The organism is Bacteriovorax sp. Seq25_V (assembly GCF_000447795.1).
Classification (GTDB): domain Bacteria; phylum Bdellovibrionota; class Bacteriovoracia; order Bacteriovoracales; family Bacteriovoracaceae; genus Halobacteriovorax_A.
In genome coordinates this window covers 161,062-185,727 of the sequence record NZ_AUNI01000020.1, presented here as the reverse complement: position 1 = coordinate 185,727, position 24,666 = coordinate 161,062, and the positions used below count along the sequence as shown (strand labels likewise).

The following is a 24,666-nucleotide window of genomic DNA, read 5'->3' as shown; positions in this document are numbered from 1 at the left end:
GAATATTGTTCCGATGACTTGCCACCCATAGTTGGCGGCATAAAATCGTTTTCAAATGACATAAAACACTGAAATCACTTTAAACCTTAATGTATTAATCAACTAATGCCGATAAACATTTAAAATTAAGAAAATGAACGAAGGTTTTGATATGAACTACTCAAACTGGTTAAGAAAATTACTTATCTCAATAATCAGCTGGACACTGTGCCTCGCTCCTCTTGCACAAGAGGCTGCGACACAGAAAAGTGAAGGAGAGCCAGTTGAAGTCTTAGTTAGCGCAGAAGTAGAATCTCAAGACTCCGCAAATTATTGTATCGATAAACCTGAGTACTCAGCAAAGGTTCAAGAATGTAAGTCTCAAAATCTCGAAATTAACTGTCACCTCAATGTTTGTGCTAGTGCAGCTGACAATAGAGATTACAACAAAGAATATAATGACTGTAATGCAAAACCTACTGAGATGCAGGAAGCATGTAAAAAGAACTTAAGAGACTTTGGAGCAGAACTAGCTGCACATAATGAAAAGACATCAAAAAGTAATCCTGGCGCAATGGATACAACTCTACCTTCCGTTGTAGGACTTGGTTGTGCCGCATACTTTGGTTTCACTTGCCCAGACGGGATAGGGGCGATGCTCGCCGGAGGTGTTGCTCTTGCCGCAGCTTTCATGGCCTTTCAAAATAAAGAATCAAAGAAACAATTTAAGGCCGCAGCCGATATGTTAAAAGAAGAGGACAGCAAAGATCAAAAAGGCTGGAATGCCCACACTCAAAGTGCTTCACTTCAAAAACAAATCACTGCAATGGATATGGTAATTTCAGCAGCAAAGAAAAAGGCTAAAAATCATACAATGGTAGCGGCCTTAGCTGGAATCTCAGCGACAATAGCTCTTATCTGTATAGCAACTTCATGGTTTACAGGTTGTGTTGCGGAAAACCCATGCTCTCCATACGTTTCAGTAGCGGGTTATATTGTTATGGCCCTTGAGCTTACGGCCGCACAAGATTCTAAGAAAGTAGCAAGCGAATGGTCAAAGAATAAAACAAAGGCCGAAAAGCTAAAAAAGAAACTAGATTCTATGTATAACAAAGATATGCCGAGTATGGCCCTTATGCAAAAACCCAATGTGGCATCGAATCTAAGTGGAGCAAGAACAGCTATTAACTTAGGAACAGGAATGGCGGCATCAATAGCTGACAGCTCTAGAGCATCAGTATCTGAATTTGCTCAATGTGTTTCAAGTTCAAATGAGGTAGTTAGTTGTCCATGTAAAGATTCATCATGTAAGAAAGTCTCATACTCCGTTCCAAATAAAGGAATTGGCGCCCAAGTCGCACAGAAGCTCAACCTTTCAGATTGGGAGAAGGCACAAAATAATGCTTATAATGGTGACTACTCAGGCCTAGACGCTCTCTCAACAGATAAGAACCTTGCCCTAATTAATGGAGTAAATAAGAAACTAGCTAAACATATTCTGGATAAGAAACTAGTAAAAGGTGAAGCTGCTGAACAAGTTGGAGACATTCTTGATGAAGGAAAATTCAACAAGAGACTGGCCGCATTTAAAAACTCAAACCTAAATCCTGTAAGAGCTGCAGTTCTTAACCACCGTTATGGTAGTTCAGCAGTCACTGCACCAACTTCAGATAAGCCATTAGAAAATCTTCTCGCATCAAATGATTATTATAAGATGCCGAAGTATGACGACAGTACTTTAAAGAATAATCTCAATAAGCTCGAATCAAGTCTAAATTTTGACGGACTTGAAGGAAATATTGAAGGAGCAACAAATGGTTTCAATGTTGATAGTGCATTTACTGACTCAGGAGAAGATAGTAGTACAGAAGGAGATGTGAGTAAGAGTATCAACTCGATCAATCCAGAAAGAAAGCTATCAATTTTTAAAATTATTAGTAATCGTTATAATCTTGTACGAGTGAATAAGAGATTTGGTAACTAACAGCAGTTATCAGACTCTTGTTCCACTTTTGTGAGTGGCGACAGACTCATCAACTCTCTATTAATCATATGCTTAAATTTTAACTCTTCAAAGGCCAGTGCTAAACCTCTGGCCTTATTCTTATCAAATTCAGGGATCGATACATCATCTGATAAATTAAAGTCAGCGAGATTATAATAGCCCTCACCATATGAAATGAATTGATTTGGCATCCCAAGTACAGGACGTCCAGATGCAAGCGTTTTTAATGTATTAACAGGTACTTCATTTTGCTCGTGATCGATCAGGAACATTGCCCCAGCAAGTAAAGGAGCTAACTCTCCCCCACAACGATCACCAAAGAAGCATTCTTCATGACCAACTTTAAGGGATTCCAGGTGATCATCACTGCCAATAAATTTAAATTTCTTTCCAAGCCCAATATATGCCTTTGCTTCCTCAACAGTTAAAGATTCAGCATTAACAACAAAGTAATCTCTTACAAAGAGTGCATCCGGTAGAATTTTATAATCCATAAGCTTCACTGGAGGAGCAACAACAGTGGCCTTATCCCTAAGGCTTGCAGGTATAAGATTGAGATTTGAAACCCAAAGTTTATCAACTTGCGAAAGACTCTTAGCTTGGAAGCTTTTTACAAATGAAGAGAAAATCTTTTGTTTAAATGTCTTCTTCTTTATCTGAGAATCAATATCCTCCACGATAAAAGTAATCTGCTTTGTCTTTTCGCACTTTAAAATACCATGGGAATAGCCACGAGAGATATTTATAATAAGATCAACTGAGCAAGGAATAAAAAGATTTTTCGCCGCTCCAGGAATGAGAAAGTTATGTTGAGTTAGTTCTGAAAAAGAATCAACTTTATGGCTTAGAAATGATGAGTGAATCTTCCTCTGCTCAACAGGACCAACAATCTTTCCTTCACGGTGAACAAGAGCATAAAGCTCACACTGCTCGCCAACAACATCAAGAACTGACTCAATAATTTCTAAATAGTAATCTCTTTTTAAAACAGCATCACAACTAACAACAACTTTCACTATTTTCTTCCCAATCTATTTTAAACTTTTAAAGTAACTTGCAGTTTTCTCTAACCCTTCAGCAAAAGTAACCTTTGGCAGGTAACCAAGCTTCATTACACGAGAGATATCTGGTCTTCTTCTTTTTGGATCATCTTTTGGAAGTTCCTTAAAAGAGAGTACAGACTTACTATCAAGAGCTGAGATAATTAATTCCGCACACTCTTTAATTGTATATTCGTCTGGATTTCCAATATTATATGGCATGTGATCACCAAGCATTAATACGTGATCAATTGCATTTACAAGATCTGTGACATAACAGAATGATCTCGTCTGTGATCCGTCACCGTATACTGTGAGTTCTTCATTATCCATTGCTTGATTAACAAAGTTTGGAATAACACGGCCATCATTTGGTCTCATTCTTGGACCGTACGTATTAAAAATTCTGATAATTCTTGTATCAACATTATAACGTGTATGAAATGACATCGTTAAGGCTTCAGCAAATCTCTTTGCTTCATCATAACAACTACGAGGCCCGATTGGATTAACGTGACCAACATAGCTTTCAACTTGAGGATGAATCTCAGGATCTCCATACACTTCTGAAGTTGAAGCTTCTAAGAAAGTTGCACCATGGGCCTTAGCTAATTCAAGAAGCTTAAGTGTCCCTTCACTATTTACTCTCATAATCTCAAGAGGAATAATTTTGAAATCAATTGGAGAAGCTGGAGAAGCAAGAGAGAGGATATAGTCAAACTTAACGTCCTTATACTCTGGAATCGATTCAAAAATATTTCTCTCTTCAAAATGAAATTTTTCAAACTTTGATAAAAGTTCGATATTTGATTTTGAACCAGTAATAAAATTATCTAGTCCGTAAACAGTCGCCCCTTTTTCAAGGTATAGCTGACAAACATGTGATGGAACAAAACCAGCAGCTCCAGCAACTAATATATTTTTACCTGTTAAATCCATTGGTAACTTTTGCATTAATATCTCCTTAATAATGCTTTAATTGTATCACGGTGGAACTCAGAAGCAAAAGACTTGCTCCTGTAATTTGTAACATACTGAGCTCTTTTCCTAAAAAAATCCAGTTTACAATAACTGCAAAGAAAGGAAAGAACATTTCTGCCAAAGTGCACAAATGAGCTGGAATTAATTTTAGTCCACGATAGTAGAAGTACATTCCAACGGCACCAGAGATGAAGGCCAAAAAGAATACTTTCCCCCAAAAAATTGCAGAAAAATTGAGATCAATATTAAATGTTAGTAAAAATGGAAGAAGACAAATAAGCCCCATTAAAAATCTTCCACTCATAATTTCTTTCTCATCAAAACCTTGTTTCGAAAGCACTTTTCCAAATACTGTTGCGGCCCCCCAACTGATAACTGCAATCAAGGCCAGTGAATAACCTTTCAAACTATTACTAGTGAAGTCGGCTTGCCCTTCAACAATGAGCTTCACACCAGGAGCAAGATCCTGATAGCTGATCATAACTCCGCCAATGAGAGCGACGATGGCCCAAAGAAAGAATTTTGGTTTCATACGCTCTTTTAGAATCAATGCAGATAAAGCAATAGCGATAACGGGCTGCAGTTTTTGTAGAAGAATCACAAGAGAAGGATTTACTAAGAAAAACGCCTTTGTAAAAGTTAGCGTTCCAATTGCAGAGCCAAGTCCACCGATGACAAAGAAGTAAAAAATATTTGAGACTTTTGTGCTAAGAAATTTCTTTCTACTTTTTAAAATAATTGGGAGGAGAAATAGCACCAAAAATAAATGCTCTCCAAAAACAATAAGCTCTGCCGAATGTCCTTTAAATAACAAAGGATAGCGAACCAAGGTGTCAATGGCCCAAAGTAAACTAGCAATAAGAATAAATATAATTCCTTTCATTACTTTAAGTATTCCTCATAAAAGCTATCGAAAACTTCTCTCGCTCTTGCAGCGGCAAGTTCTTTTTTTAGGGCCTTTCTTCCCTTTCTAAATCGTCTCTGCTCCTTATTAAGTGGCACAGGAGGTATAAGTCCAAAGTTGATATTAGAAGGTGCTGGCTTATCAATTGTCATAATATAATTTACGAGTGCACCCATTCCTGTTTCAATTGGATATGGTCTCACTTCTTTATTCTCTAGTTTCTTCATTAATTGAGATGCAACGTATAATCCCATTGAAGCACTTTCAGTATAACCCTCAACTCCAGAAATTTGCCCAGCAAAATAAATATTTGGGAATTTCTTAGAACTTAAATCATTATTAAGAAGCTTCTTAGAGTTGATAAACGAGTTTCTATGAACAGATCCCAAGTGAAGAAAACTTGCTTCCTCAAAACCTGGAATCATTCTAAACACTCTTACTTGCTCTTTATATGTAAGTCTCGTTTGAAATCCAACGAGATTAAATGCTGAACCAAGTAGGTTTTCTTTTCTAAGCTGAACACAGGCGTATGGAAGTGTTCCATCTTCCATTTCTAGTCCAATTGGCTTCATACAAGAAAATCTCGCTGTATCTATTCCTCTTTCGGCCATAATATCAACCGGAAGGCAGCTTTCAAAAAATTTATAATCTTCAAAGTTTTGAGCAGGAACTTTAACTGCATTTTGAAGCTCTGTAATAAATGCTTCATATTGTTCTTGATTCATTGGGGCATTTAAATAATCTGCATTCTCCCCTTCTTCTTCACTCACGGCCTTATGACGATCTTTGTAATATAGCTTTGAGTAATCAAGTGAATCAGCATCAACCACAGGTGCAATAGCGTCGTAGAAATAGAAGTCATCATCAGAAATATTTTCTCTTAACCAATTTGAGAGACCTTCTGAAGTCAAAGGTCCCGTAGCAATGATACAAGCCTCGGCCTCACATCTCTCAATGATCTCAAGAGGATTAGAAATATGCTCATTAATAATTTCTATCTTTGGATGTGCCTGAAGATGTTTTGTAATAGCCAGTGAAAATGCATCACGATCCACAGCAAGAGCATCTCCAGCAGGAACAGCAGTCTCTCTTCCTTTTTCAAGAACGATTGAGCCTAATTTATCCATTTCATATTTAAGTAGTCCATGACCTGAATCAGGCTTCATTGACTTTAGGGAGTTTGTACAAACAAGCTCGGCATAAGTATCAATTTTTTGCGACGGATTTCTTTCGATGGCCTTCCCTTCAACAAGAACAACATCGATACCTTTATTCGCTAAAAAATTAGCGGCTTCACTTCCCGCAAGCCCTGCTCCAATAACAACAACTTTTGTCATAATTCTACCTTTATGCTATATAATATATTATAAATCTATCTACCCCGAGTGTGACGTTCATGCAAATTTATATACACCAAACCCACCACCAAATAGCTAATTTTAGTGAAATATTTTCATATCTTAAGGAACTTTCGACCAGTGAAAACTTTCAGGGAAATATTCATCTTTTCCCGGAGCTTTTTCTTTGTGGCTACCCGCTCCAAGACCTTTGTTTTCAAAGAGATTTTATTCAGGGCTACCATGAGTTTTTTGAAGAGCTAAAAGTCTGGTGGCAGGGCTTAGATCGTACAGAAAATACCTCTCTCCTATTAGGAGGCTTAGACTACACATTCGACGACCTCGGCAACCCTAAGTATATCGAAAATTCAATTTTTGAGCTTTCGTCGCAAGCAGAAATGAGAAAGCTCTACTCAAAGAGACTTCTTCCAAACTACGACATTTTTGACGAAGCAAAGTATTTTAAGCCTGGCCAAGAGGCAGCTTTATATCAATTTAACGGAAAAACCTTTGGTCTTCTTATCTGTGAGGACATGTGGGCATCAGATCACTACGATGTTGACCCTGTCTCTGACCTACTCAAATTGTGTTCAGGTAAAGAGATCAATGGAGTATTCAATCTCTCGGCAAGCCCATTCCATATTGGCAAGGAATCTTCAAGAATTGCTCGTGTAAAGCAGATCTATGAAAGCTTCAACGTGCCTTATTACTATGCAAATCGCGTAGGAAGTGAAGACGAGATTGTTTTTGATGGTGGTAGTTTTATTTTCTCAGAAGGAACTGTTTCCAAAAAAGCACTTAGTTTCAAGCAAGATATCATCTCTGCCGAAGTTCAGGCCGCAAAAGTAGTTGATGGCTCGAGACCACCTGTAAAACTAGATCATTCTTGGGAGTCGTTATTCACGCCAAGACTTGAAGTCAAAGAAGAACACCTGAGAATAAAAGAACTCTCTGATCAGGAATGTGAGGAAATTCTCCATGCTCTCAATCTAGGAATTCAGGATTACGCAAGAAAATGTGGAATGAAGAACTTCCTCGTCGCCCTTTCAGGAGGGATGGACTCAGCACTAGTTATAGCAATGCTTGGTCTTTTCAAACAACCTGATCAAACAATTGAAGCGGTCTATATGCCAGGTCAGTTTTCAGCAACACTTAGTTGGGAGATATCTCAAAAAATCTGTAAAAATCTTAACATTAAGCTCACGAGTCTCCCGATCAAGTTTCTCCATAGCACAGTGAGAAACCAATTTCGCGACACATTCACTGAAATGGAAGGCCTTGCTGACGAGAATATTCAAAGTAGACTCCGTGGGGCATTAATTTATGCCAGATCAAACCAGACTGGTGCAATGGTTCTTAACACATCAAATAAGTCGGAGTTATCAGTGGGATACTCAACTCTTTACGGGGACAGTGTTGGGGCAATAAGCCCACTTGGAGACCTATTTAAAACCGAAGTTTTCACATTGGCAAAGTATATCAACAAGAAGTTTGGAGATATTATTCCAATTGAAGTAATCGAGCGCCCACCAAGTGCCGAACTTCGAGAAAACCAAGAAGATTCTCACTCTCTGCCACCATATGAAATTTTAGACACGATACTTGAAGGACACCTTTCATACAGCTATAGTCAACAAGACCTCATCGATGCTTCACTTCCTGCGGCGGACGTGACAAAAGTTTATAGACTTTGTAAAATTTCAGAGTATAAGAGATTTCAGTTTTGCCCAATTATTAAACTAAAGGCAAAAAGTTTTGGTTTTGGAAGAAGAATGCCGATAACAAAATATATATAATCAAATTAGGAGAATTCAATGAAAAATTTAGAGAAAGTTTTAAATTCATTTAAAGAAGTTAAAGGACACGTAGAAAAAGTTATTCAAAAGAACTCTCTTCAAGATGTTCAAAAGACAGTAAAAGACCTTGTAAAGAACGCTGAGCAAGAAGTTAAAAATGTTGTAGAAAAAGATCTAAAAGTAGTAGTTAACAGAATTCAAAAAGAAAAGGAAGCTGTTGAAAAATTAATTGATAAAACAATTCAAGAAGAAGTAAAGAAAGCGAAGAAATTTCTTGATGAACAAGTAAAAGAACTAAACAAGCTTCAGAAAACTCTTGAGGGTCACGTTAAGAAAGAAATTTCAAAAGCAAAGAAAGTAAATCCTTTAAAAAAGAAAACAACTGCTACGAAGAAAAAAGCTCCTGCTAAAAAAACAACAGCAAAAAAAGTAGTTGCAAAAAAAGCTCCTGCAAAAAAAGCGACAGCTAAGAAAGCTCCAGCAAAAAAAGCGACAGCTAAGAAGGCTCCAGTAACTCCAAAAAAGAAAATTTCTACTAAGAAAGAGGTTACTCCAAAGTCGCCAGCAAAAAAGAAATAATTTTACGGCCCCGAGCGTCTAGGTTCGGGGCATACTTAAGAAATATTTACCAATCTTAACTAACCATCTAAATTTATTGATCTATAATCATATAAAAAAACACTTCGAAAATTAATTGTTTGAAAATTAAGAGTGTGGTAAAATTTCTTAACCACAAGGTAAAGTTTTTTAACCTATGTTTAATTTCAAGAACATAACATGTTCATAAAGAAGCTTGAGTAATGAATAGCCTAGAAAAGAAAATATTAATTGTTGATGATGAGAAATCGGTGCAATTTCTATACGAGAAAGTATTTAAAAAAGAAGTGCAAGCGAACCAATTCAAAATTGTGTTTTGTATTTCAGGAGAAGAAGCGATTGCTCAACTCAAGTCAGAAGCGGCAAATGATTTCAAACTCATTATTTCTGATATTAATATGCCAGGTATCTCCGGGTTTGAATTATTAAGGGAAGTAAAATCACTGATGCCAGATCTTCCTGTCTTCATGTCCTCAGCTTATACTGACACAGAAAGACAGTCATTAGCCAAAGACCTTGGGGCCGATGACTATATCACTAAGCCTGTTGACTTTACTGCTCTCAAAGAAAAAATATCACAGCTACTTAGCTAGCACTTAGACCTTTTTTATTCTGTTTGAAAAGAGTCAGAACTTCCTTCGCCATTGCTTTCGGAGTAAAAGGTTTAGATAAGCTACCTACAATAAATGGAATTTCTGAAACTAACTCACTTCTCAGTTGCCCTTCGAGACTCGTAAGAACAATTACAGGAACGTCAAAAGAAGTAACTTTCTTCTTAAGTCGCCTTATAACATCAACCCCACTCTCCTTCTCTAAAATGAGATCCAGAAGGACAATATCAGGCTTATTGCTCGTAAATTTTTGTATGAACGAATCTCCATCCATTGCGAAGTCGTATTCAATATTATGAGAACGAAAAGAGATATTTAAAAGGTCATGAATATTCTTATCATCATCTAAACTCAAAATTTTAACAACCTCTGTATTTTCTACGCTATCAGGCCGTAAGAATTTATCAATCGCTTTTTCAAAAGAGGAGAGAATATTCTCATTCTTTGAAATAAAGAAATCAGGCATCGATATTGATGGAAGAAGATCAAAATATGAAACACTTAACATCAAAGTTTTAATCGATTGATTAACACTGCTTGATACACGTGTAGAAGCAATTAGACTTGGCCCATCAAGTTTACCAACATGAAGATCTGTAATCAGTAAATCAAATCGTTCATCAAGTAGGCGACTAAAGGCCTCAATCCCTGAGGATACAATTGAATACGTTATATCTTTTTTATTGAAGATGTTTTTAAAGTGTTCAATAAGTCTCTCATCCTTTTCTACTAGCAAAACTCTCTTCTTCGTAAGCTTTTCCGTCAAAAGATTATCAAGTTCAACAGAATAATTTGATCGAGACGATTTTTGAAGACTTTTGATGTAATCTTCCATTAAGTCAAAAATTTTAAGAGACAGTTCAAAATCTACAATTGAATCCTTCTCAAGATTTAAATAATAAGAAGTATGATCAAGAATATTGCGTGAAGCACTCACAATAAAGTCTAGTCCATAGGACCCGGCTACCGATTTAATGTTATGAATACTTCGAATAAAGCTAGATATATCTTTTTCAGAAATATCTGACTTTTTAATATCCTTATTTTTGACGATGACATTCTTTAGAGCTTCAATCTCGCTAGGAAGAGATTCAATAAACTCCTCTCTAGCTAAACTTAATGCATCTTGAAAATTATTACTCTTCATCATGTATCCTATTTTTTATACTTTTCTACTAATTCAACTAAGTCTTTTTTTAAAATTGGCTTTTTTATAATCTCAGAAAAATTGTGTGACTCAATTTTTTCGAGTGTGCTCTCATCAGTAAAGCCAGTTAGAGCGCATATTGTTGCTACTATTTTAGATTCATCAAGTTTTGCCTTAAACTCAAACCCATCGATCTCAGGCATCTGTATATCTAGAAAAATAAGATCATACTTATCGTTTAGAGCATGGGTTAAACCTTCTCGAGGATCAGCAAAGTAATCAATCTCAATTTCTGTCATTTTTTTAAAATATAATTTATACAAAGTTAGATTATCTATACTGTCGTCAACAAATAATACTCTCATTATGTTCCTTTCTCATTTGAAGACATCTGAAATCGAAATGTAAAAGTTGTTCCAACTCCTTCAATAGAAGTTACATTCGTTTCAGCACCATGCTTTTCCATGATATTTTTAACAATTTTGGTACCTAATCCAGTACTCTTCTCGCCCTTTAGGCCTTCTCTTCCAGTCGTAGGAACAGTATCAAAAAGATGTGATAATTCTTCTGATGACATTCCTATTCCACTATCCGAAACAATAACATTTACAAAATCATTATCTTTTAAAACAGTGCACTTTATTTCACCACCTTCTGCGGTAAATTTATACGAATTACTCATAACATTTGAAAAAGCACGTTGAAGCATTCCTTTATTACCATTAATTAAAACTTCATCAAAATCTGACACGATCGATAACCTAAGGTGCTTTGTATTGATTGAGCTGATATTACGAAGTGCGTTCTTTAAGATTTCAACAACATTTACAGAAGTTAGTTTGACCGTAGATTTTTTAAGTTCAATATCACTGAAATCAAGAAGCTCATTAACCATTTCAAGAAGTTCTCGAGCTGATTTTTCAATTTGATCTCCATATTCTTTAATATCTTTTATATCCTCTTCCTCACCAATAATATTGGAAAGTCCTAAGATAGTATTCAAAGGAGTTCTTAAGTCATGGGAACAAACGGCTAAGAACTGATCTTTTAAACGACTTAACTTTTCTAGTTCTTCAATTTGTTTCTTAAGGATTGATGTCTTGATCGTATTTTCTAAAAGTTGATTAACTTTGACATAGAGCTCTTCTTTAATAAGTGGCTTGCCAATATAGTCATTACCTCCGGCCTTATAAAACTCCAAAATTTCAACTTTATCCTGTTCGCTACTAATGAAAACAATTGGAACTGCACGGATCCCTAACTCTTTTCGAATTTTCTTAACAAATGAAACCCCCGTGAGGTTTGGCATCATATGGTCAGTTAGTATAAGATCAACGACATTTCCTGCTTTTAAGTATTCAAAAGCCTCAACAGAGTCCAAAAATAGAGTTACATTTGCACCTTTTGAAGTAAGAACGTGAGAAATAAACTTAGCAGAGATTCTATCATCTTCAACGAGTAAGGTATTAAGACCTTTCCAAATAAGATCTGGTCTTAAAAAAGAGTTGATTTTTAACTTCAATGACTTTAATTCATACTTATCAACATATTCATCTGCTCCCATATGGAATGCACGTAGTTTCTCATCAAAATTATCTTTATTACTGATATAAATAAGGGGAATATTCTTTCCCGCGCGCTTCATTTCAATGTCCTTGATCTTCTCAACAGCCTTCTCAATTATTTCCTTTTCATGGTCATAATCAATTAAAACAAGAGCGCAGCTATTCATCTCTTTTTCCAATTCTTCAAGATTTGAAACAGAGTATAGCAAGAAGCCAGAATCTAAAAGCTCTAGATCAAGAGATTTTATAAATGTGTTATCAATTCCAAAGTACAGTATCTTCATATAATTTCAGTATACAAGATGTATGCTCCTAAAATGTGTGATTTTATTAACTTTTTATTTAGCATATATTCCTTATCGTACTCTCAAGCAATTATCTTTACCTGCCGATAATAAATAAGAGGTAAAATTAATGAATATATTAATCGTCGATGATGATAACGCAATTCTCGAGCTTATATGTATAATAGTTGAAAATGCGTTTGAAAGTGCCACGATAGTCAGGGCATCGTGCCCAAATACGGCTATCGCAGAACTAGATCGTTATAGTTTCGATTTAATTATTTGTGATTATGAAATGCCTCCATTTGGTACTGGCGAAGACGTTTATATACATCTAAGAACTCATAATAGCGAAACGCAGTTTTTACTTTTCACAAGTAGAAACCTTGAAGAAGTAGATTTCCTAACAGATTCAAATGATCAGAGACTATCTTCACTTCAAAAACCTGCCCGACCAAAAGACATCACGGCAATGCTTAATAAAATTTTGAACTACGACGGAGATGGAGAACAAAGTAAATATCGAAGAGTTCCAATATATAACTTTACGAGATTCAACTACACAAAATGTTCAATCTTCATCGAAATAAATAAGGAAAAGTACGTTAAAATCATTAATAAAGAACATGAATATGAAATGGACTTTATTCAACGCTACATTCAAAAAGAAATTAAGTATTTCTATATATTAGCAGAAGATTACGAAGACTTTCTCGTTGAATTTACATCAACAAATTTTTTAAAAAACACTAATAGTGAAAGTGATTTCTTAGAAAATGCAAAGAAACAGCACCTCTACCTAGCCTCCCTGGTGAAACAACTAGGAATTTCACAATACTCTATCGATGAAAGTTCTAAACTTGCTTTACAGGCAATTGAGCAGGCCCACAAATCTAGCTTTAAAGGACTGATCGAATCTCTGCTAAAATCAAATGATTATTCTTACGATCACACATTTTTGATAACATGCATTTGCTCACATATTTCCGGTGAAGTTGGGCTAACAAAGCAAGCAAATGAAAGACTTGCAATGGCATCACTAATTCATGACCTAGGTATTGAAAGGGCCGATTTAAATTACATTCATGACATAAGGCCAGAAAAGATCAAAGACTTAACATATGATGAACAACAGATAATAAGAAAACATGTTAAACTTCTTGAGAATAATAAGAATTTTACAGATATAAGTGATGAAATTCAAAAGATTTTAACAATTCAACATAGTTTTGATGAGAATTATCCTTATAATGAAAGTCAGATGAATACAAATAATTCAGTCACCACTTTGACCTTTCTAGTGGCTCATGCTTTTTCTAATGAGCTGTATCATTATGAATTTAAACCTGAAAAACTAAGAGAGATTTTTACAATATTAAATTATAAATTTGCGCACAAGAATTTCTATAAAATTTTAAAAGCAATCAAAGATAAATTTCTAATTACAGATGAGGAGTAAAAAATGCCAATCATTGAAGTTGATGAAGAACTTAAAGATATCTTACCCAGCTTCCTCGAGAACAGACGCAAGGATATCGGACTACTAAATGACGCCTTTGCGGTTAAAGACTACTCAACGATAGAAAAAATTGGACATCGTGTATCTGGTAGTTCAGGTGGTTATGGTTTTGATGAACTAGGAAAAATTGCTAAGAATATCGAACTTGAATGTAAAAATGGAAATTTTGAAAAAGTTGGTGATCTTATCAAAAATTTTGAAGCATTTATGCAGGATATTCAAGTCAAATTCATATGAGAAAGAGTAAGAGTATTTTAATAATTGATGATGATCCGGACATGAGAGTATATCTTCGAAAGTTGCTCGAAGGAATGGGTCATGAAGTACATGAAGCAGAAGATTCACTTTCAGCTGAGAAGAAGCTTACTGCAATTTACCCACATCTTATTCTATTGGATATTAATCTCGAGAATGAAAATGGCTTCAATTTTATTTCACAAGTACGTAAAATTGATCCACACCGTCGCATAAAAGTTATAATGATAAGTTCCCTATCAAGTAAAAAAGCGATAGAGCTGTCTCAGCGTATAGGAACAAATGGTTATCTAATAAAGCCTATCAATAATAATATACTTATGACCACAATGAAAAAAATCATGCCAGACCTAGATCTCCTGGAAGCTACAATCGTAGACCAAAACACAAGTAGGCTAACGGCAAAATGTATGGGGCAAGTGACAAAAATTAGCGAAGTTGAACTGGTATTGAGATCAAAAATTAAATTTAGTGAAAAAATGAAGCTCAATATAAGCAGTAAATTTCTAAAGAAAATTGAAATTGATCGTGCCCAGTTTGTTATTCACCGACCTAGTCGTGATGTACAACCAGGAATCTATGACACTGATGTCAGTATTGTAGGTCTAAAAGAAAAAGATCTAAAAGGTATTAGGTCATTAAAAACGAAGAAGGCTTAGTGTGAACGAAAGAAGAATTCTTACTATTGATGATGATGCTGACATCAACAACTATCTAAAAGTTATTTTAAAGAAAAACTCATATGCTATTGAGACAGCTACTTCCCTCGAAGAATTTTTCAAAAAAATTGTATCTTTCAAGCCACACCTCTGTCTAGTAGATCTAAACATAGGAGATTTTAACGGAGTAGGATTTAAAATCATCGAAATGATGAGAAGAAAGATAGGCAACCAAATTATTATCATTATTATGTCCAGAAGAGATAGTGATGAAGATATTCAACTTGCTCTTGAGTGTGGTGCAAATGACTATATTCAAAAACCGCTAGATAATAAAATTCTGATGAGTAAAGTTGATCTCTACTTAGAAAGATTCAATGAACAGAATGCCTTCCCATTCTTTGCAATTCCTACAGGAGATCTTGAGTGTTTCTTTGAACTACCATTAACTATTCACTCTATTACAGAGGAATATATCCGTGTTCTTTCTAAGAACTATATCGCAAAAGGCACATACATAGAAATCAACAATGGCTTCTTGGCCGGTCATAACTTTATTATCAAAGAAGTAACACTCGATCGAGAGCACGGTGGGTATATATTTAAAATTGAACTTGACGAGCAAGAACATGCAGCTCTTTTCCCTGCGATTAGAAAGATACTCATCGAATCCCCTCCAATAACATAAGTATCTAAATTAATTGATTTTTCTTCCGATACGCTTGCATGAAAAAATTAGAACGAAGCTTAGGACTAAGCTCTGTCATCGCAATTTGCATAAGCTCTATGCTTGGCTCTGGAATCTTCGTTCTTCCAGGTCTCGCTTTTTCCATCACTGGTGAAAGTGTATGGCTCTCCTATTTACTAGCAGCAATTTGTGTCCTACCGGCCGCTATTTCAAAATCAGAACTTGCCACAGCAATGCCATCAAGTGGTGGTACATATATTTATCTTGATAGAACATTTGGCCCGATGGCAGGAACAATTGCAGGCCTAGGTCTTTGGATATCTCTTTTGCTCAAGTCAGCATTTGCCCTCATGGGCTTTGGAGCATATCTCAACATTCTAAGTAACGTTAATATTAAAGAAGTAGCACTAGTGCTCGCTATCGCGATAACCTTTATAAATATTTTTGGTGTGGGAAAAATAAGTAATTTTTTAATCTTTATCGTCATCACGGCCATTAGTAGTTTAGTCTTACTTGATACCCTAGTGATTCTAAACCCACTGGAAGTTTCAGGTGATACAGCATTTCTACAAAATGGTATAGAAGGTTTAATCAAAAGTACTGGTCTTGTCTTTGTTTCTTTTGCGGGGGTAACCAAAGTTGCAGCTATAGCAGAAGAAATAAAAAAACCAGAAAAGAATCTTCCTCGTGGAATTTTAATATCTCTACTTATTGTCACGATTGTTTACTGTACAACAACATTTGCACTATCTAAATATGTCGAACTATCAAAGTTATCAGGAAACCTTAGGCCTATATACACAATGACCAAAGCATATGCAGGTGACTACATAGGAATAGCTATCTCAGTTATTGCAATTATCACAATGACCTCAATGGCTAATGCAGGTCTACTGGCAGCATCTCGTTTCCCATTTGCCATGAGTAGAGATGGATTACTTCCAAAGAGCTTTGGAAAGCTACACATAAATTTCAAAACTCCTATTGTGAGTATTATTAGCTCTGGAATTATTATTCTCTTTATAATTTCATTCATCGATATTACGAAAATTGCCAAATTAGCTTCTGCTTTCATTCTTGCTATTTATCTTTTTGAGAATATTGCAGTTATCATACTAAGAGAAACTCGCGTTCACTGGTATAGGCCGACATATAAAAGTATTCTCTATCCATTCACTCAGATGATAGGAATAACACTCACAAGCTTTCTTCTCCTAAAAATGGGAAGTGTCGCAATTGTTGGACTACTCGGAATTTCGATACCTGGTCTCATAATCTATTTTTCCTATGCTAGGAAAAGGGTAGATAGAAAGGGTGTTATTGGAATTCATGGAAAGAGAAAAGATCTAACCAAACAACGAGATGATGAGATAAATAAAATGGAGTCTGCAACTTTTAATCGTGATGCCCAAATTGTAATAACTCTTCTAGGGAAAGAACGATCTCCAGAAATGCTTGTTGAAATGGGTGTTGCACTATCAGAAAATGATGACCTAATTGAAGTCGCTCATCTTACTGAAGCTCCTGAACAATCGGACTTAAGTGATTTCATTGAAGAGCCTCCTGAACTTAAATCTCTTCGCCGACGTGTCATTGCGATGGCAATTGAAAAAGGAAAACCTCTTACTTTTGATCCCGTTGTCACTCACGACATCTCAAAGACAATTTTTGAACTCTCTCAGCGAATGCACTCAAAGTGGCTCTTCATGGAATGGAGCGGAAAAAGTCGAGGAACTATCACCCTTCACTCTCCAATCACTTGGCTTAAGGCCCATCTCGAATGCCATCTTGTTATCTTCAAGGATAAGGGTGTTCGTTATATTAGAAAGATACTCGTCGTGCTTAATCTAGACCATAATGATGAAATCATTATTTCAACAGCAGAGGCCCTTGCAGTAACAAATAAAGCAGAAATAGCTTTTGCGTACTTTGTTAATAAAAATGAGGCGATTGAGCGTTGCCAATCAATTGAGCATGAGCTAGAAATTCGTACAAATGACGTTCGAGTCAGAAAAAGTATTATTATTTTGACTGGCAAAAACTCTGTCTCTACTATTGTACAAAACAGTGCTGAATTTGACCTACTTATCATTGGTAGTGAGAAGAATTATAGATGGCATGATATTTTTTCAAGTGTCGAGGATCAGATAATTGATCAAGCAACTTGTTCCGTCATCTCAATCCACCCAAGTGGAAAAGGAATTAATAAATAATGAAATCAATTCTTGATGTTCTTACACAATGTGGAAATGAGTTTGATGAGTGCTTTACCATCGTCGATCTAGAAAAAGAAGATTCTCCACTCGTTTACATAAATAGTTATTTCACAGAAATTACCGGATATACGGCAGCTGAGTCAATAAATCGAAACTGTCGTTTCTTACAAGGACCAGGAAGTGATCAAGAGGTTACAAAGTCTCTTAAGAACTCTATATCAAAGGGTATATGCTGTTGGTATGATCTCATTAACTATAAGAAAGATGGTACACCATTTTGGAATAGATTAATGCTAATACCGATTGAGCATGAGCTATTAGGTGTTCGATATTTTATTGGGATTCAAAGTGATATCACAGAAAAGAAAGAAAAAATTCTCGATACAACACTTACAGAAACAATAGAATCGAAGATTAGTACAAACGAAATCGAGCACAACGTCTCTAATCCGCTAGAGAGAATCTTTGCAAATATCCGATCAATGCAATACTTCACAGACCAGGAAAGTGCGATGGTAGTCAAAGAAGAAACTAAAACAGAAATAAAGAAAATAATTGACTATATAAGATCAATTTAACAAAAAAAGGAGGTCAATGACCTCCTCTACTCTTATTCAAATTTAATTACACAGTAATTTTTCTTTCCCTTTTTAACGAGAAGAGCCGTCTCACTTGCGAGATCATCTTTAGAAAGCTTCTTATCAACCGCTGTAACTTTTACGTTATTAATAGAGATTCCATTTTGTTCAACGCTACGTCTAGCCTCCCCTTTTGATTTAAAAAGTGGAGTTTGAGCAAGGGCCTCTAAAAATTCACCTTCATTTAAGAAGTCTTTAGAGAGTGTCACGGAAGGAACATCTTCAAAGATTGAAGAGATTTCTTTATCTGTTACATTTTCAATTTTTTCACCGAAGAAGAAGCTCGTTGCACGAAGTGCCGAGGCTAATCCTTCTTCACCATGAACAAGCTTTACCACTTCACTTGCCAGAGTCTTTTGAGCAACTCTTAAATGTGGTTCAGTCTTAGTCTTATCTTCGAGTGTTGCAATTTCATCCAGAGTTAGGAATGTATAGCGCTTTAGAAGACCATCGACGATGGCATCATCAACATTTAATAAAAATTGGTACATCTTATATGGAGAAGTCATCTCCCCATCAAGAAAAATAGCATTTCCAGCTGACTTTCCAAACTTATTTCCATTTTGATCTGTAATTAGTGGCATTGTAAAACAGAAGGCCTGCTCCCCATTCATCTTACGTACAAGGTCTGTACCAGCGGTCATATTTCCCCACTGATCAGAACCACCAATTTGAAGCTTCACATTATGCTGTTTATTTAAACAAACAAAGTCATATGCCTGAAGAATTTGATAAGAGAATTCAGTTAAGCTGATCCCTGATTCTGATTGAATACGAGATTTAACAGAGTCTTTGGCAAGCATTTCACTTACTCTAAAACGCTTTCCAATAGTTCTTAAGAACTCGAGGAATCCAATTCCCCCCCACCAGTCATGATTATTCACCATTACAGCAGCATTAGACTTCGAAGTATCGAAGCTTACAAATTGACCAAGTTGCTTTGTGATACCTTCAATATTTGATTTCAGCGTATCTTCGTCAAGAAGGTTTCTCTCTTCACTCTTGCCTGAAGGATCACCGATCATTCCAGTAGCACCACCAACTAGCATATAGGGCTTGTGTCCTGCATTTTGAAAACGCATACACGTCACAATTGTAAATAAGTTACCAAGCTGTAAAGACTTTGCAGAAGGATCATAACCACAATAGAAAGAAAGGCTTTCGTTATTAAGTTTTTCTTCTAACTCATCGTGACTCATGGCCTCGATAATACCTCTGGCTTTTAATTCATCATAAAACTTCATGCAATATCCTTTAGCTTAATCTTTTCTTAACGATTTCAAGTGGAGTTAATGACACAACTGATTTTAAATCTGGTCCGTGTGCTCTACCTGTTAGGCAAACTCTTGTTCCCATGAATAATGGTTTACCCTTAATTTTTAATTCACTTTTTAGATGGTTCATCCAAGTATCAACAAGAGACTCGTCAATAAAATCACCACTAAGCTTTGAAACTTCCTCATTTAAGTAGGTCTTAATTTGAGCTGTAGTTTCCCAAGCAATTGCTTCTTTATACTGATCATCTTCTTCAGCAGCGGGATCAAAGAAGATTGGGAGGTGTGACTCAACATCAGAGAAAAGTTGAATTTTTTCTTTCATGATGCTCGCAAACTTTACTTTCCACTCATCACTCTGTTTATTAAATTCAGAGTCCGTCCCTAGTGCAATAGTCATTCCTTTCGCAATATCAGCATCAGGAAGAGCACGTAACCATTGCTCATTTACAAAGTTTAATTTCTTAATGTCATACATTGCTGACGTCTTAGAAAACCTAGAAAGATCAAATTTTTCTCCAAGTTCGTTCACATCAAAAATATCTTTCTCTTCTGGATGTGACCAACCAAGAAGACAAAGGTAATTTGTCATTGCCTGTGGAAGATAGTGAAGCTCTTTGTATTGAGTTACAGAAGTCGCCCCATGTCTCTTAGAAAGTTTTTGTCTATCTTCACCAACAAGAAGAGTTACGTGACAAAACTGAGGTGGCTCTGCCCCCATGGCATCATAGATCATTAGCTGTCTAACAGTATTATTTAAATGCTCTTCTGCGCGGATAACATGACTGATCTTCATTAGACAATCATCAACGGCACAACAAAAGTTATAAACAGGCATTTTATTTGAACGGATAATAACAAAGTCACCTACCATATCTTCAGGGAAAGTTACTTCTCCACGAGAAAGGTCTGTAAACGTCCATTTCTTTCCTGGGTTTTTAAATCTAATAACATACTCTTCACCTGCTTCGATTCTCTTCTTTGCTTCAGCAAGGTCGTAGTCTCGATATTTTCCGTGATAAGCATGTGGAGCGATTTTTTCAGCATTCGCTTTCTCTGTAAGCTCTTCAAGTTCCTCACTTGTTAAGAAACACGGATATGCTTTTCCTTCCTCAATAAATTTCCAAGCAATATCACCATAGATTTGCATTCTTTCAGATTGACGGTAAGGTCCATACTCTCCACCGATATCTGGCCCTTCACCGTGCTCGATCCCTAACCACTTGAGATCTCCAATTTGGCTCTCTTCATATTCTCTTTTAGATCTTTCAAGATCTGTATCTTCAATACGAAGTACATAAGTTCCACCCATCGCTTTTGCGAAAAGGTATTGGTAAAGCGCAGTTCTCGCTCCTCCGATATGTAGGTAACCAGTTGGTGATGGTGCAAATCTAACTCTTACAGTCATTTCTATATCCTTCTAATTTAACAAATTTTTGGCACATTATAGCAAAAGCTAGATGTATATGCATTTAAAAAGCCAATGGCACATTGCCCAATTCGATAATTAGTTTAAACTGCTCCAGAAAAATGGGGATAATTATATCAATTTCTTAACAACAACATGGGTTTAGGTATTTTTTTTACTGCAGCCTAAAATCTCAGGGTTTAACGACACTAAATAACAAAAGAATATACAAATCTCATCCCCATTTAACTGGATCAGTTTGAGGTATGCTTCGAGAAACTGACTAAAGCATGGTGAAGAATGTAAGAAATGGCCCAAATTAAAGCAGATATATTGTGAATCAGTACAGCTGTATTGCGCCCAGCTTCAGAGATAAATACTTGGATTGAAGTTCCTGAAAATAACATGACAAGAAAAGACACCACAAGTAAGAGTCCTGATACTTTAAATTTTTTCACCCCACTCTTAAGCTTTATCAATATATGAAAGTGTAAAATTGAACCAATAAAGAAAACTAAAAGTGGTGTGGTTAGAAGATGTGCACTCAACAAAGGCTTAACGAGGAAGTGATCTTCAACTCCCCATTCCCCTTCGACACTAAAGAAATTTTTAATCACATACAAGATTGCACCGATTGCGATCACAAGGTATGAAGAAAGATGTACAGGAAGAGAGTTTCGTCTTTGCATAACTATTTTATTATAGCATCAACATAGAGAAATACCCAACTAAGATATTTCGTTGAGCGCGAAGTCAGTGTTGCCCCAGAGACTCCATCCATTTTATCAATCTCACTTAGAGAAGTAATTTTATAAAATTTCTCAAGCCAATAAGGCTGTACTTTGTACTCAACTGGTTCATCAAACTTTAAGACCTCAAGATTTACAATCCTCTTGTCTTTTATCTCAATTAATAGAAATTGCTTTAATGTCCTTACAACATCACTTGAAACAAATAGTCGAGACATTTTACCTGAACAAGATTTTTCATAATAATTATAAAATGCACTGATGTTTTTTGTCGGATACTTTTCTTTTAATTTCAAAAGTTCAGCATCTTCAAGAAAATATACTTTCTTTTCTAGCTTGCACTCTGGAAATTTTTTTTCGAGGTTACTATGGATTTTGTCTCCCATAGAATTTGAGGACAAAAACAAAAAAGGGAGAAGTAATCTTCCCCCAATTTTTAAAGTATTTTGAAATCTAGACAAGATTAGTATTCCCATCCGATACCAAAGTTAACTTTATCAACTCCTGTTTTTGCTTCGTTTGTAACTTTTTGGTAGTCAACTTTGAAAGCAATTTTCTCAACTGGCTTATACATTAAACCGTAAGTAAGGTTCGTAACATCTTTTGACTTATCTTTGTCACCAAGGCTTGCATCAAGCTTTTCTTGAGTATTGAAAGTTTCATATCTGACGTAAGGAGCAAGGTAACAATCTTTTCCGTGGAAAATATCATAACCAAGTTCTACATAGTAACCAGCCATTTCATCAGCAACATCTTTACTTACAACTTCAGAAATCTTCTTCCCATCAAGGTCAGATTTTACATAAAGAACTCTCGCCTTTAAACCTTGGTAATTATACTCAGCATGTAATTCATAAATATTGTGCTTTAGCCCTGAAGCTGTTGTTCCATTTGTTTTTGAAATATATGCTGTTGCTCCTAAATCAAGACCAAAATTAAAGTTATAATCTAATCTTGCAAGGTATGCCCAGTTTCCAGCAGCAGCATTAGAGCCCTTCTGTCTACCACTTCGAACACCTGAAGCATCAAAACTATCACCCTTTAAAGAGTTTAAAAGAAATACGTTATATGAAAGTTGGTTGAGCTTCCCATGAAGACCTAAACCATTTTCTCTCCATGTTGTTGGAATAATTTTACTTTCGATCTCCGGTCTATTTACTCCAAAAAATCTAGTTGGCTCATGCTCTGTATTTACAAAACCAATTGGCGCAAGAAGAAGACCGGCCTTAGCATTGAATGCATCAGAGTGAGAGTATCTAATTTCAGCGAATTCCGTATAAATTTCATTCGCGTGCTCAATTTCAATTTCAGTTTTAAATGACCATTTTGGTGAAAACTTATAACCTACATAAAGCACGTTTCTAAGAGTATCCCACTTATTGCTTGGTTTTACTCCAGACGCTTTATTTGACTCATTTTCAGACGATGTATCTGTATAGATAATTTCTCCGTAACCACCCAGAGTTACACCAGTTTCAGTTTTGTTTTCCTTAAGATTTTGTACTTCTGTTGCAAGTACATTTAACTTTCTTTCTAGATCTGCTGTTGTTGCTGCATTCGCTGTAGTTGCGAGTACTACCATTGCAAGTAATGACTTCTTCATTGTTTCTCCTGTTTGAATAATCAAACAGGAGTATTAACAAGCAACAAATAATTGTCAAGCAAAACAGGTAAAAAAAAAGGCCACCGAAGTGGCCTAACTAAATTCTATTAATCTTTATAAACTTTTAGACTAAAAATGTGCTCTCTAGAATTGTTTGGTTTTTGATTTCCAAGAACATTTCCAAGCGGAGTTGTTTCAAAAGTTGTTGCGACTTTAATTCTTACTCCACCAAAAAGATTTTTTAGGGCCTTGAAACCATGTTTTTTAAGATCAATTGAAAGTTTTACCTTCCCATTTCCAGCATCAGTTTTCTTAAATTCATTAATATTGAAAGTTTTCTTATAATGTCTATCTCCGTCAGAAACAGTTACAACATCAATTTCAACAGCAAAGTTTACAGCGCTGAAGCTATCAACAGTAAGTACGTAGTCACCATCTTTACTCATCCATAAACCATGTGAATTAATTTTTAATGGCGCTTCATATTGAGCTCTATCAACTACATTTACATCAACTTGTGATGTGAAATCGTACTCACTTGATGAAACAATTCTATTATCAACTTCAAGAAGTGTTAAAGCAGAGTGGTTATCAGCAGAAAGGGAAATACTTCCATTCTCAGCTAAGGCAACATTAATTGTTGCATCAGAAAGGTCTTTAGCTCCTACGATATTAAAGTTAACAGTGTGCTCAACTTTCTTATCAACTTGATATGGAACTTTAACTGTAATTTTACATGCGTATGGAATACTTCTGTAACGAGTAACTGTTTTACATTCGTACTCTTGGTATGGAACGCTTGAACATACATTTCTACCTGGCTCATAATCACATCTATTGCGCGTTTCATTGCGACAAACGTAATCTTGATAAGGAACATCTCTACAAACTCTTCTTCCTGGAGCAGTGTCACAAACCTGCCTACCTGGAATCGTTCTACAATTATTCTCTCCACGCGAATTCGTTCTACATACTGTTTTACCTGGCTCATAACGACATTGTTGTCTTCCTGGCTCAGTTCGACACTCTTGACGATAGCGAGTTTCATAACGACATATTCTATCTGTATACGGTCTACAAACATTTCTACCTGGCTCGTAGCGACAGTCCTGACGATACTTTGTTACATACCCACACTCTTCTGTGTCATATGGCTCTTGTCTAGTGCAAGTCGAATCTTGAAGCTCATCTCTATACATTGTTACTGACTTAATTAGGTCAAGTACAATTGTCTCTTCAGATTGTCCGTTTAATTGAAAACTGTCTGCGCTTTCGGCCTTTGCCCCTAGACCAAGCAACAAGCAAAGCAATAAAAGGCCTAAACTTAGGTAAGTCTTACTCATCTCTCTCTCCTTATGTTGTGTTACGAAGATATCAAAGAGCAATTAATATGCCAAAAAAATCAAGTATA

General features: G+C 35.8%; 23 protein-coding genes. 10 read left to right on the top strand and 13 right to left on the bottom strand.

Annotated features, from left to right (window positions below; all coding sequences use genetic code 11):
* The first annotated feature begins 133 nt into the window (after positions 1-133).
* Entirely contained in the window at positions 134-1,963 is a 1,830-nt protein-coding gene (locus tag M900_RS13585; RefSeq protein ID WP_021275412.1) for a hypothetical protein, read from the top strand.
* Here M900_RS13585 and M900_RS13580 read toward each other — a convergent pair.
* Genes M900_RS13580 through trmFO form a run of 4 tightly spaced genes read right to left on the bottom strand, consistent with a single transcriptional unit; the run spans position 1,960 to position 6,246 of the window.
* Complete coding sequence (locus tag M900_RS13580) at positions 1,960-3,000, bottom strand: hypothetical protein (protein WP_021275323.1); 1,041 nt, start codon at positions 2,998-3,000, stop codon at positions 1,960-1,962. The two genes, M900_RS13585 and M900_RS13580, sit on opposite strands and share 4 nt — an antisense overlap.
* Positions 3,001-3,015: 15 nt before the next feature.
* Complete coding sequence (locus M900_RS13575; RefSeq protein WP_021275649.1) at positions 3,016-3,978, bottom strand: NAD-dependent epimerase/dehydratase family protein; 963 nt, start codon at positions 3,976-3,978, stop codon at positions 3,016-3,018.
* A gap of 10 nt (positions 3,979-3,988) precedes the next feature.
* A complete protein-coding gene (locus tag M900_RS13570) occupies positions 3,989-4,888 on the bottom strand; it encodes a DMT family transporter (protein ID WP_021275401.1) in 900 nt (299 codons plus the stop codon).
* Positions 4,888-6,246: a methylenetetrahydrofolate--tRNA-(uracil(54)-C(5))-methyltransferase (FADH(2)-oxidizing) TrmFO gene (gene trmFO, locus M900_RS13565; protein WP_021275311.1), complete on the bottom strand. Its 1,359-nt coding sequence runs from the start codon at positions 6,244-6,246 to the stop codon at positions 4,888-4,890. The genes M900_RS13570 and trmFO overlap by 1 nt, the downstream gene beginning before the upstream one ends.
* Positions 6,247-6,305: 59 nt before the next feature.
* Here trmFO and nadE point away from each other — a divergent pair, with 59 nt between their 5' ends.
* From nadE to M900_RS13550, 3 genes are all read left to right on the top strand, one after another.
* Positions 6,306-8,042, top strand: a complete 1,737-nt coding sequence (gene nadE / locus M900_RS17340; RefSeq protein ID WP_021275484.1) for an NAD(+) synthase — start codon at positions 6,306-6,308, stop codon at positions 8,040-8,042.
* Between the two features lie 18 nt (positions 8,043-8,060).
* Positions 8,061-8,621 carry a hypothetical protein gene (locus M900_RS17830; RefSeq protein WP_021275343.1) on the top strand — a complete coding sequence of 187 codons (561 nt, stop codon included), beginning with the start codon at positions 8,061-8,063 and terminating at the stop codon, positions 8,619-8,621.
* 221 nt (positions 8,622-8,842) lie between these two features.
* Positions 8,843-9,232 carry a response regulator gene (locus tag M900_RS13550; protein WP_021275423.1) on the top strand — a complete coding sequence of 130 codons (390 nt, stop codon included), beginning with the start codon at positions 8,843-8,845 and terminating at the stop codon, positions 9,230-9,232.
* Here the strand turns inward: M900_RS13550 and M900_RS17335 are convergent.
* Genes M900_RS17335 through M900_RS13535 form a run of 3 tightly spaced genes read right to left on the bottom strand, consistent with a single transcriptional unit; the run spans position 9,225 to position 12,246 of the window.
* Positions 9,225-10,397 carry a response regulator gene (locus M900_RS17335; protein ID WP_021275639.1) on the bottom strand — a complete coding sequence of 391 codons (1,173 nt, stop codon included), beginning with the start codon at positions 10,395-10,397 and terminating at the stop codon, positions 9,225-9,227. The genes M900_RS13550 and M900_RS17335 overlap by 8 nt on opposite strands.
* A gap of 8 nt (positions 10,398-10,405) precedes the next feature.
* Positions 10,406-10,762, bottom strand: coding sequence for a response regulator (locus M900_RS13540; RefSeq protein ID WP_021275511.1), 357 nt, complete (start codon positions 10,760-10,762; stop codon positions 10,406-10,408).
* Complete coding sequence (locus M900_RS13535) at positions 10,762-12,246, bottom strand: response regulator (RefSeq protein ID WP_021275613.1); 1,485 nt, start codon at positions 12,244-12,246, stop codon at positions 10,762-10,764. Before M900_RS13535 ends, M900_RS13540 begins: the two co-directional genes overlap by 1 nt.
* A gap of 130 nt (positions 12,247-12,376) precedes the next feature.
* On the opposite strand from M900_RS13535, the gene M900_RS13530 reads away from it, so the two are divergent.
* From M900_RS13530 to M900_RS17330, 6 genes are read left to right on the top strand one after another with little or no spacing between them, the layout of a single operon-like run.
* Positions 12,377-13,705 carry a response regulator gene (locus tag M900_RS13530; protein ID WP_021275427.1) on the top strand — a complete coding sequence of 443 codons (1,329 nt, stop codon included), beginning with the start codon at positions 12,377-12,379 and terminating at the stop codon, positions 13,703-13,705.
* Positions 13,706-13,708: 3 nt separating this feature from the next.
* Positions 13,709-14,002, top strand: a complete 294-nt coding sequence (locus M900_RS13525; protein ID WP_021275552.1) for an Hpt domain-containing protein — start codon at positions 13,709-13,711, stop codon at positions 14,000-14,002.
* Positions 13,999-14,679, top strand: a complete 681-nt coding sequence (locus M900_RS13520) for a response regulator (protein WP_021275607.1) — start codon at positions 13,999-14,001, stop codon at positions 14,677-14,679. Before M900_RS13525 ends, M900_RS13520 begins: the two co-directional genes overlap by 4 nt.
* Before the next feature lies 1 nt (position 14,680).
* A complete protein-coding gene (locus tag M900_RS13515; RefSeq protein ID WP_021275502.1) occupies positions 14,681-15,367 on the top strand; it encodes a PleD family two-component system response regulator in 687 nt (228 codons plus the stop codon).
* A 38-nt stretch (positions 15,368-15,405) separates the two neighbouring features.
* Positions 15,406-17,580 (top strand): APC family permease, encoded by a 2,175-nt coding sequence (locus tag M900_RS13510; protein WP_084703606.1) that lies wholly within the window; start codon positions 15,406-15,408, stop codon positions 17,578-17,580.
* The gene (locus M900_RS17330; protein ID WP_021275335.1) at positions 17,580-18,161 is read left to right on the top strand and encodes a PAS domain-containing protein; all 582 of its coding nucleotides are present in this window, start codon (positions 17,580-17,582) and stop codon (positions 18,159-18,161) included. Before M900_RS13510 ends, M900_RS17330 begins: the two co-directional genes overlap by 1 nt.
* Before the next feature lie 32 nt (positions 18,162-18,193).
* Here M900_RS17330 and tyrS read toward each other — a convergent pair whose 3' ends face one another.
* The 6 genes from tyrS to M900_RS13475 form a co-directional block, all read right to left on the bottom strand.
* Entirely contained in the window at positions 18,194-19,465 is a 1,272-nt protein-coding gene (tyrS, locus tag M900_RS13500; protein WP_021275481.1) for a tyrosine--tRNA ligase, read from the bottom strand.
* Between the two features lie 10 nt (positions 19,466-19,475).
* Positions 19,476-20,903 (bottom strand): glutamate--tRNA ligase, encoded by a 1,428-nt coding sequence (gene gltX / locus M900_RS13495; RefSeq protein ID WP_021275583.1) that lies wholly within the window; start codon positions 20,901-20,903, stop codon positions 19,476-19,478.
* A gap of 254 nt (positions 20,904-21,157) precedes the next feature.
* A complete protein-coding gene (locus tag M900_RS13490) occupies positions 21,158-21,592 on the bottom strand; it encodes a hypothetical protein (RefSeq protein ID WP_021275354.1) in 435 nt (144 codons plus the stop codon).
* Between the two features lie 2 nt (positions 21,593-21,594).
* A complete protein-coding gene (locus M900_RS13485) occupies positions 21,595-22,038 on the bottom strand; it encodes an FMN-binding protein (RefSeq protein WP_157680670.1) in 444 nt (147 codons plus the stop codon).
* Positions 22,039-22,115: 77 nt separating this feature from the next.
* A complete protein-coding gene (locus tag M900_RS13480; RefSeq protein ID WP_021275309.1) occupies positions 22,116-23,255 on the bottom strand; it encodes a hypothetical protein in 1,140 nt (379 codons plus the stop codon).
* A 107-nt stretch (positions 23,256-23,362) separates the two neighbouring features.
* Complete coding sequence (locus M900_RS13475; protein ID WP_021275601.1) at positions 23,363-24,598, bottom strand: hypothetical protein; 1,236 nt, start codon at positions 24,596-24,598, stop codon at positions 23,363-23,365.
* Between the last annotated feature and the right edge of the window lie 68 nt (positions 24,599-24,666).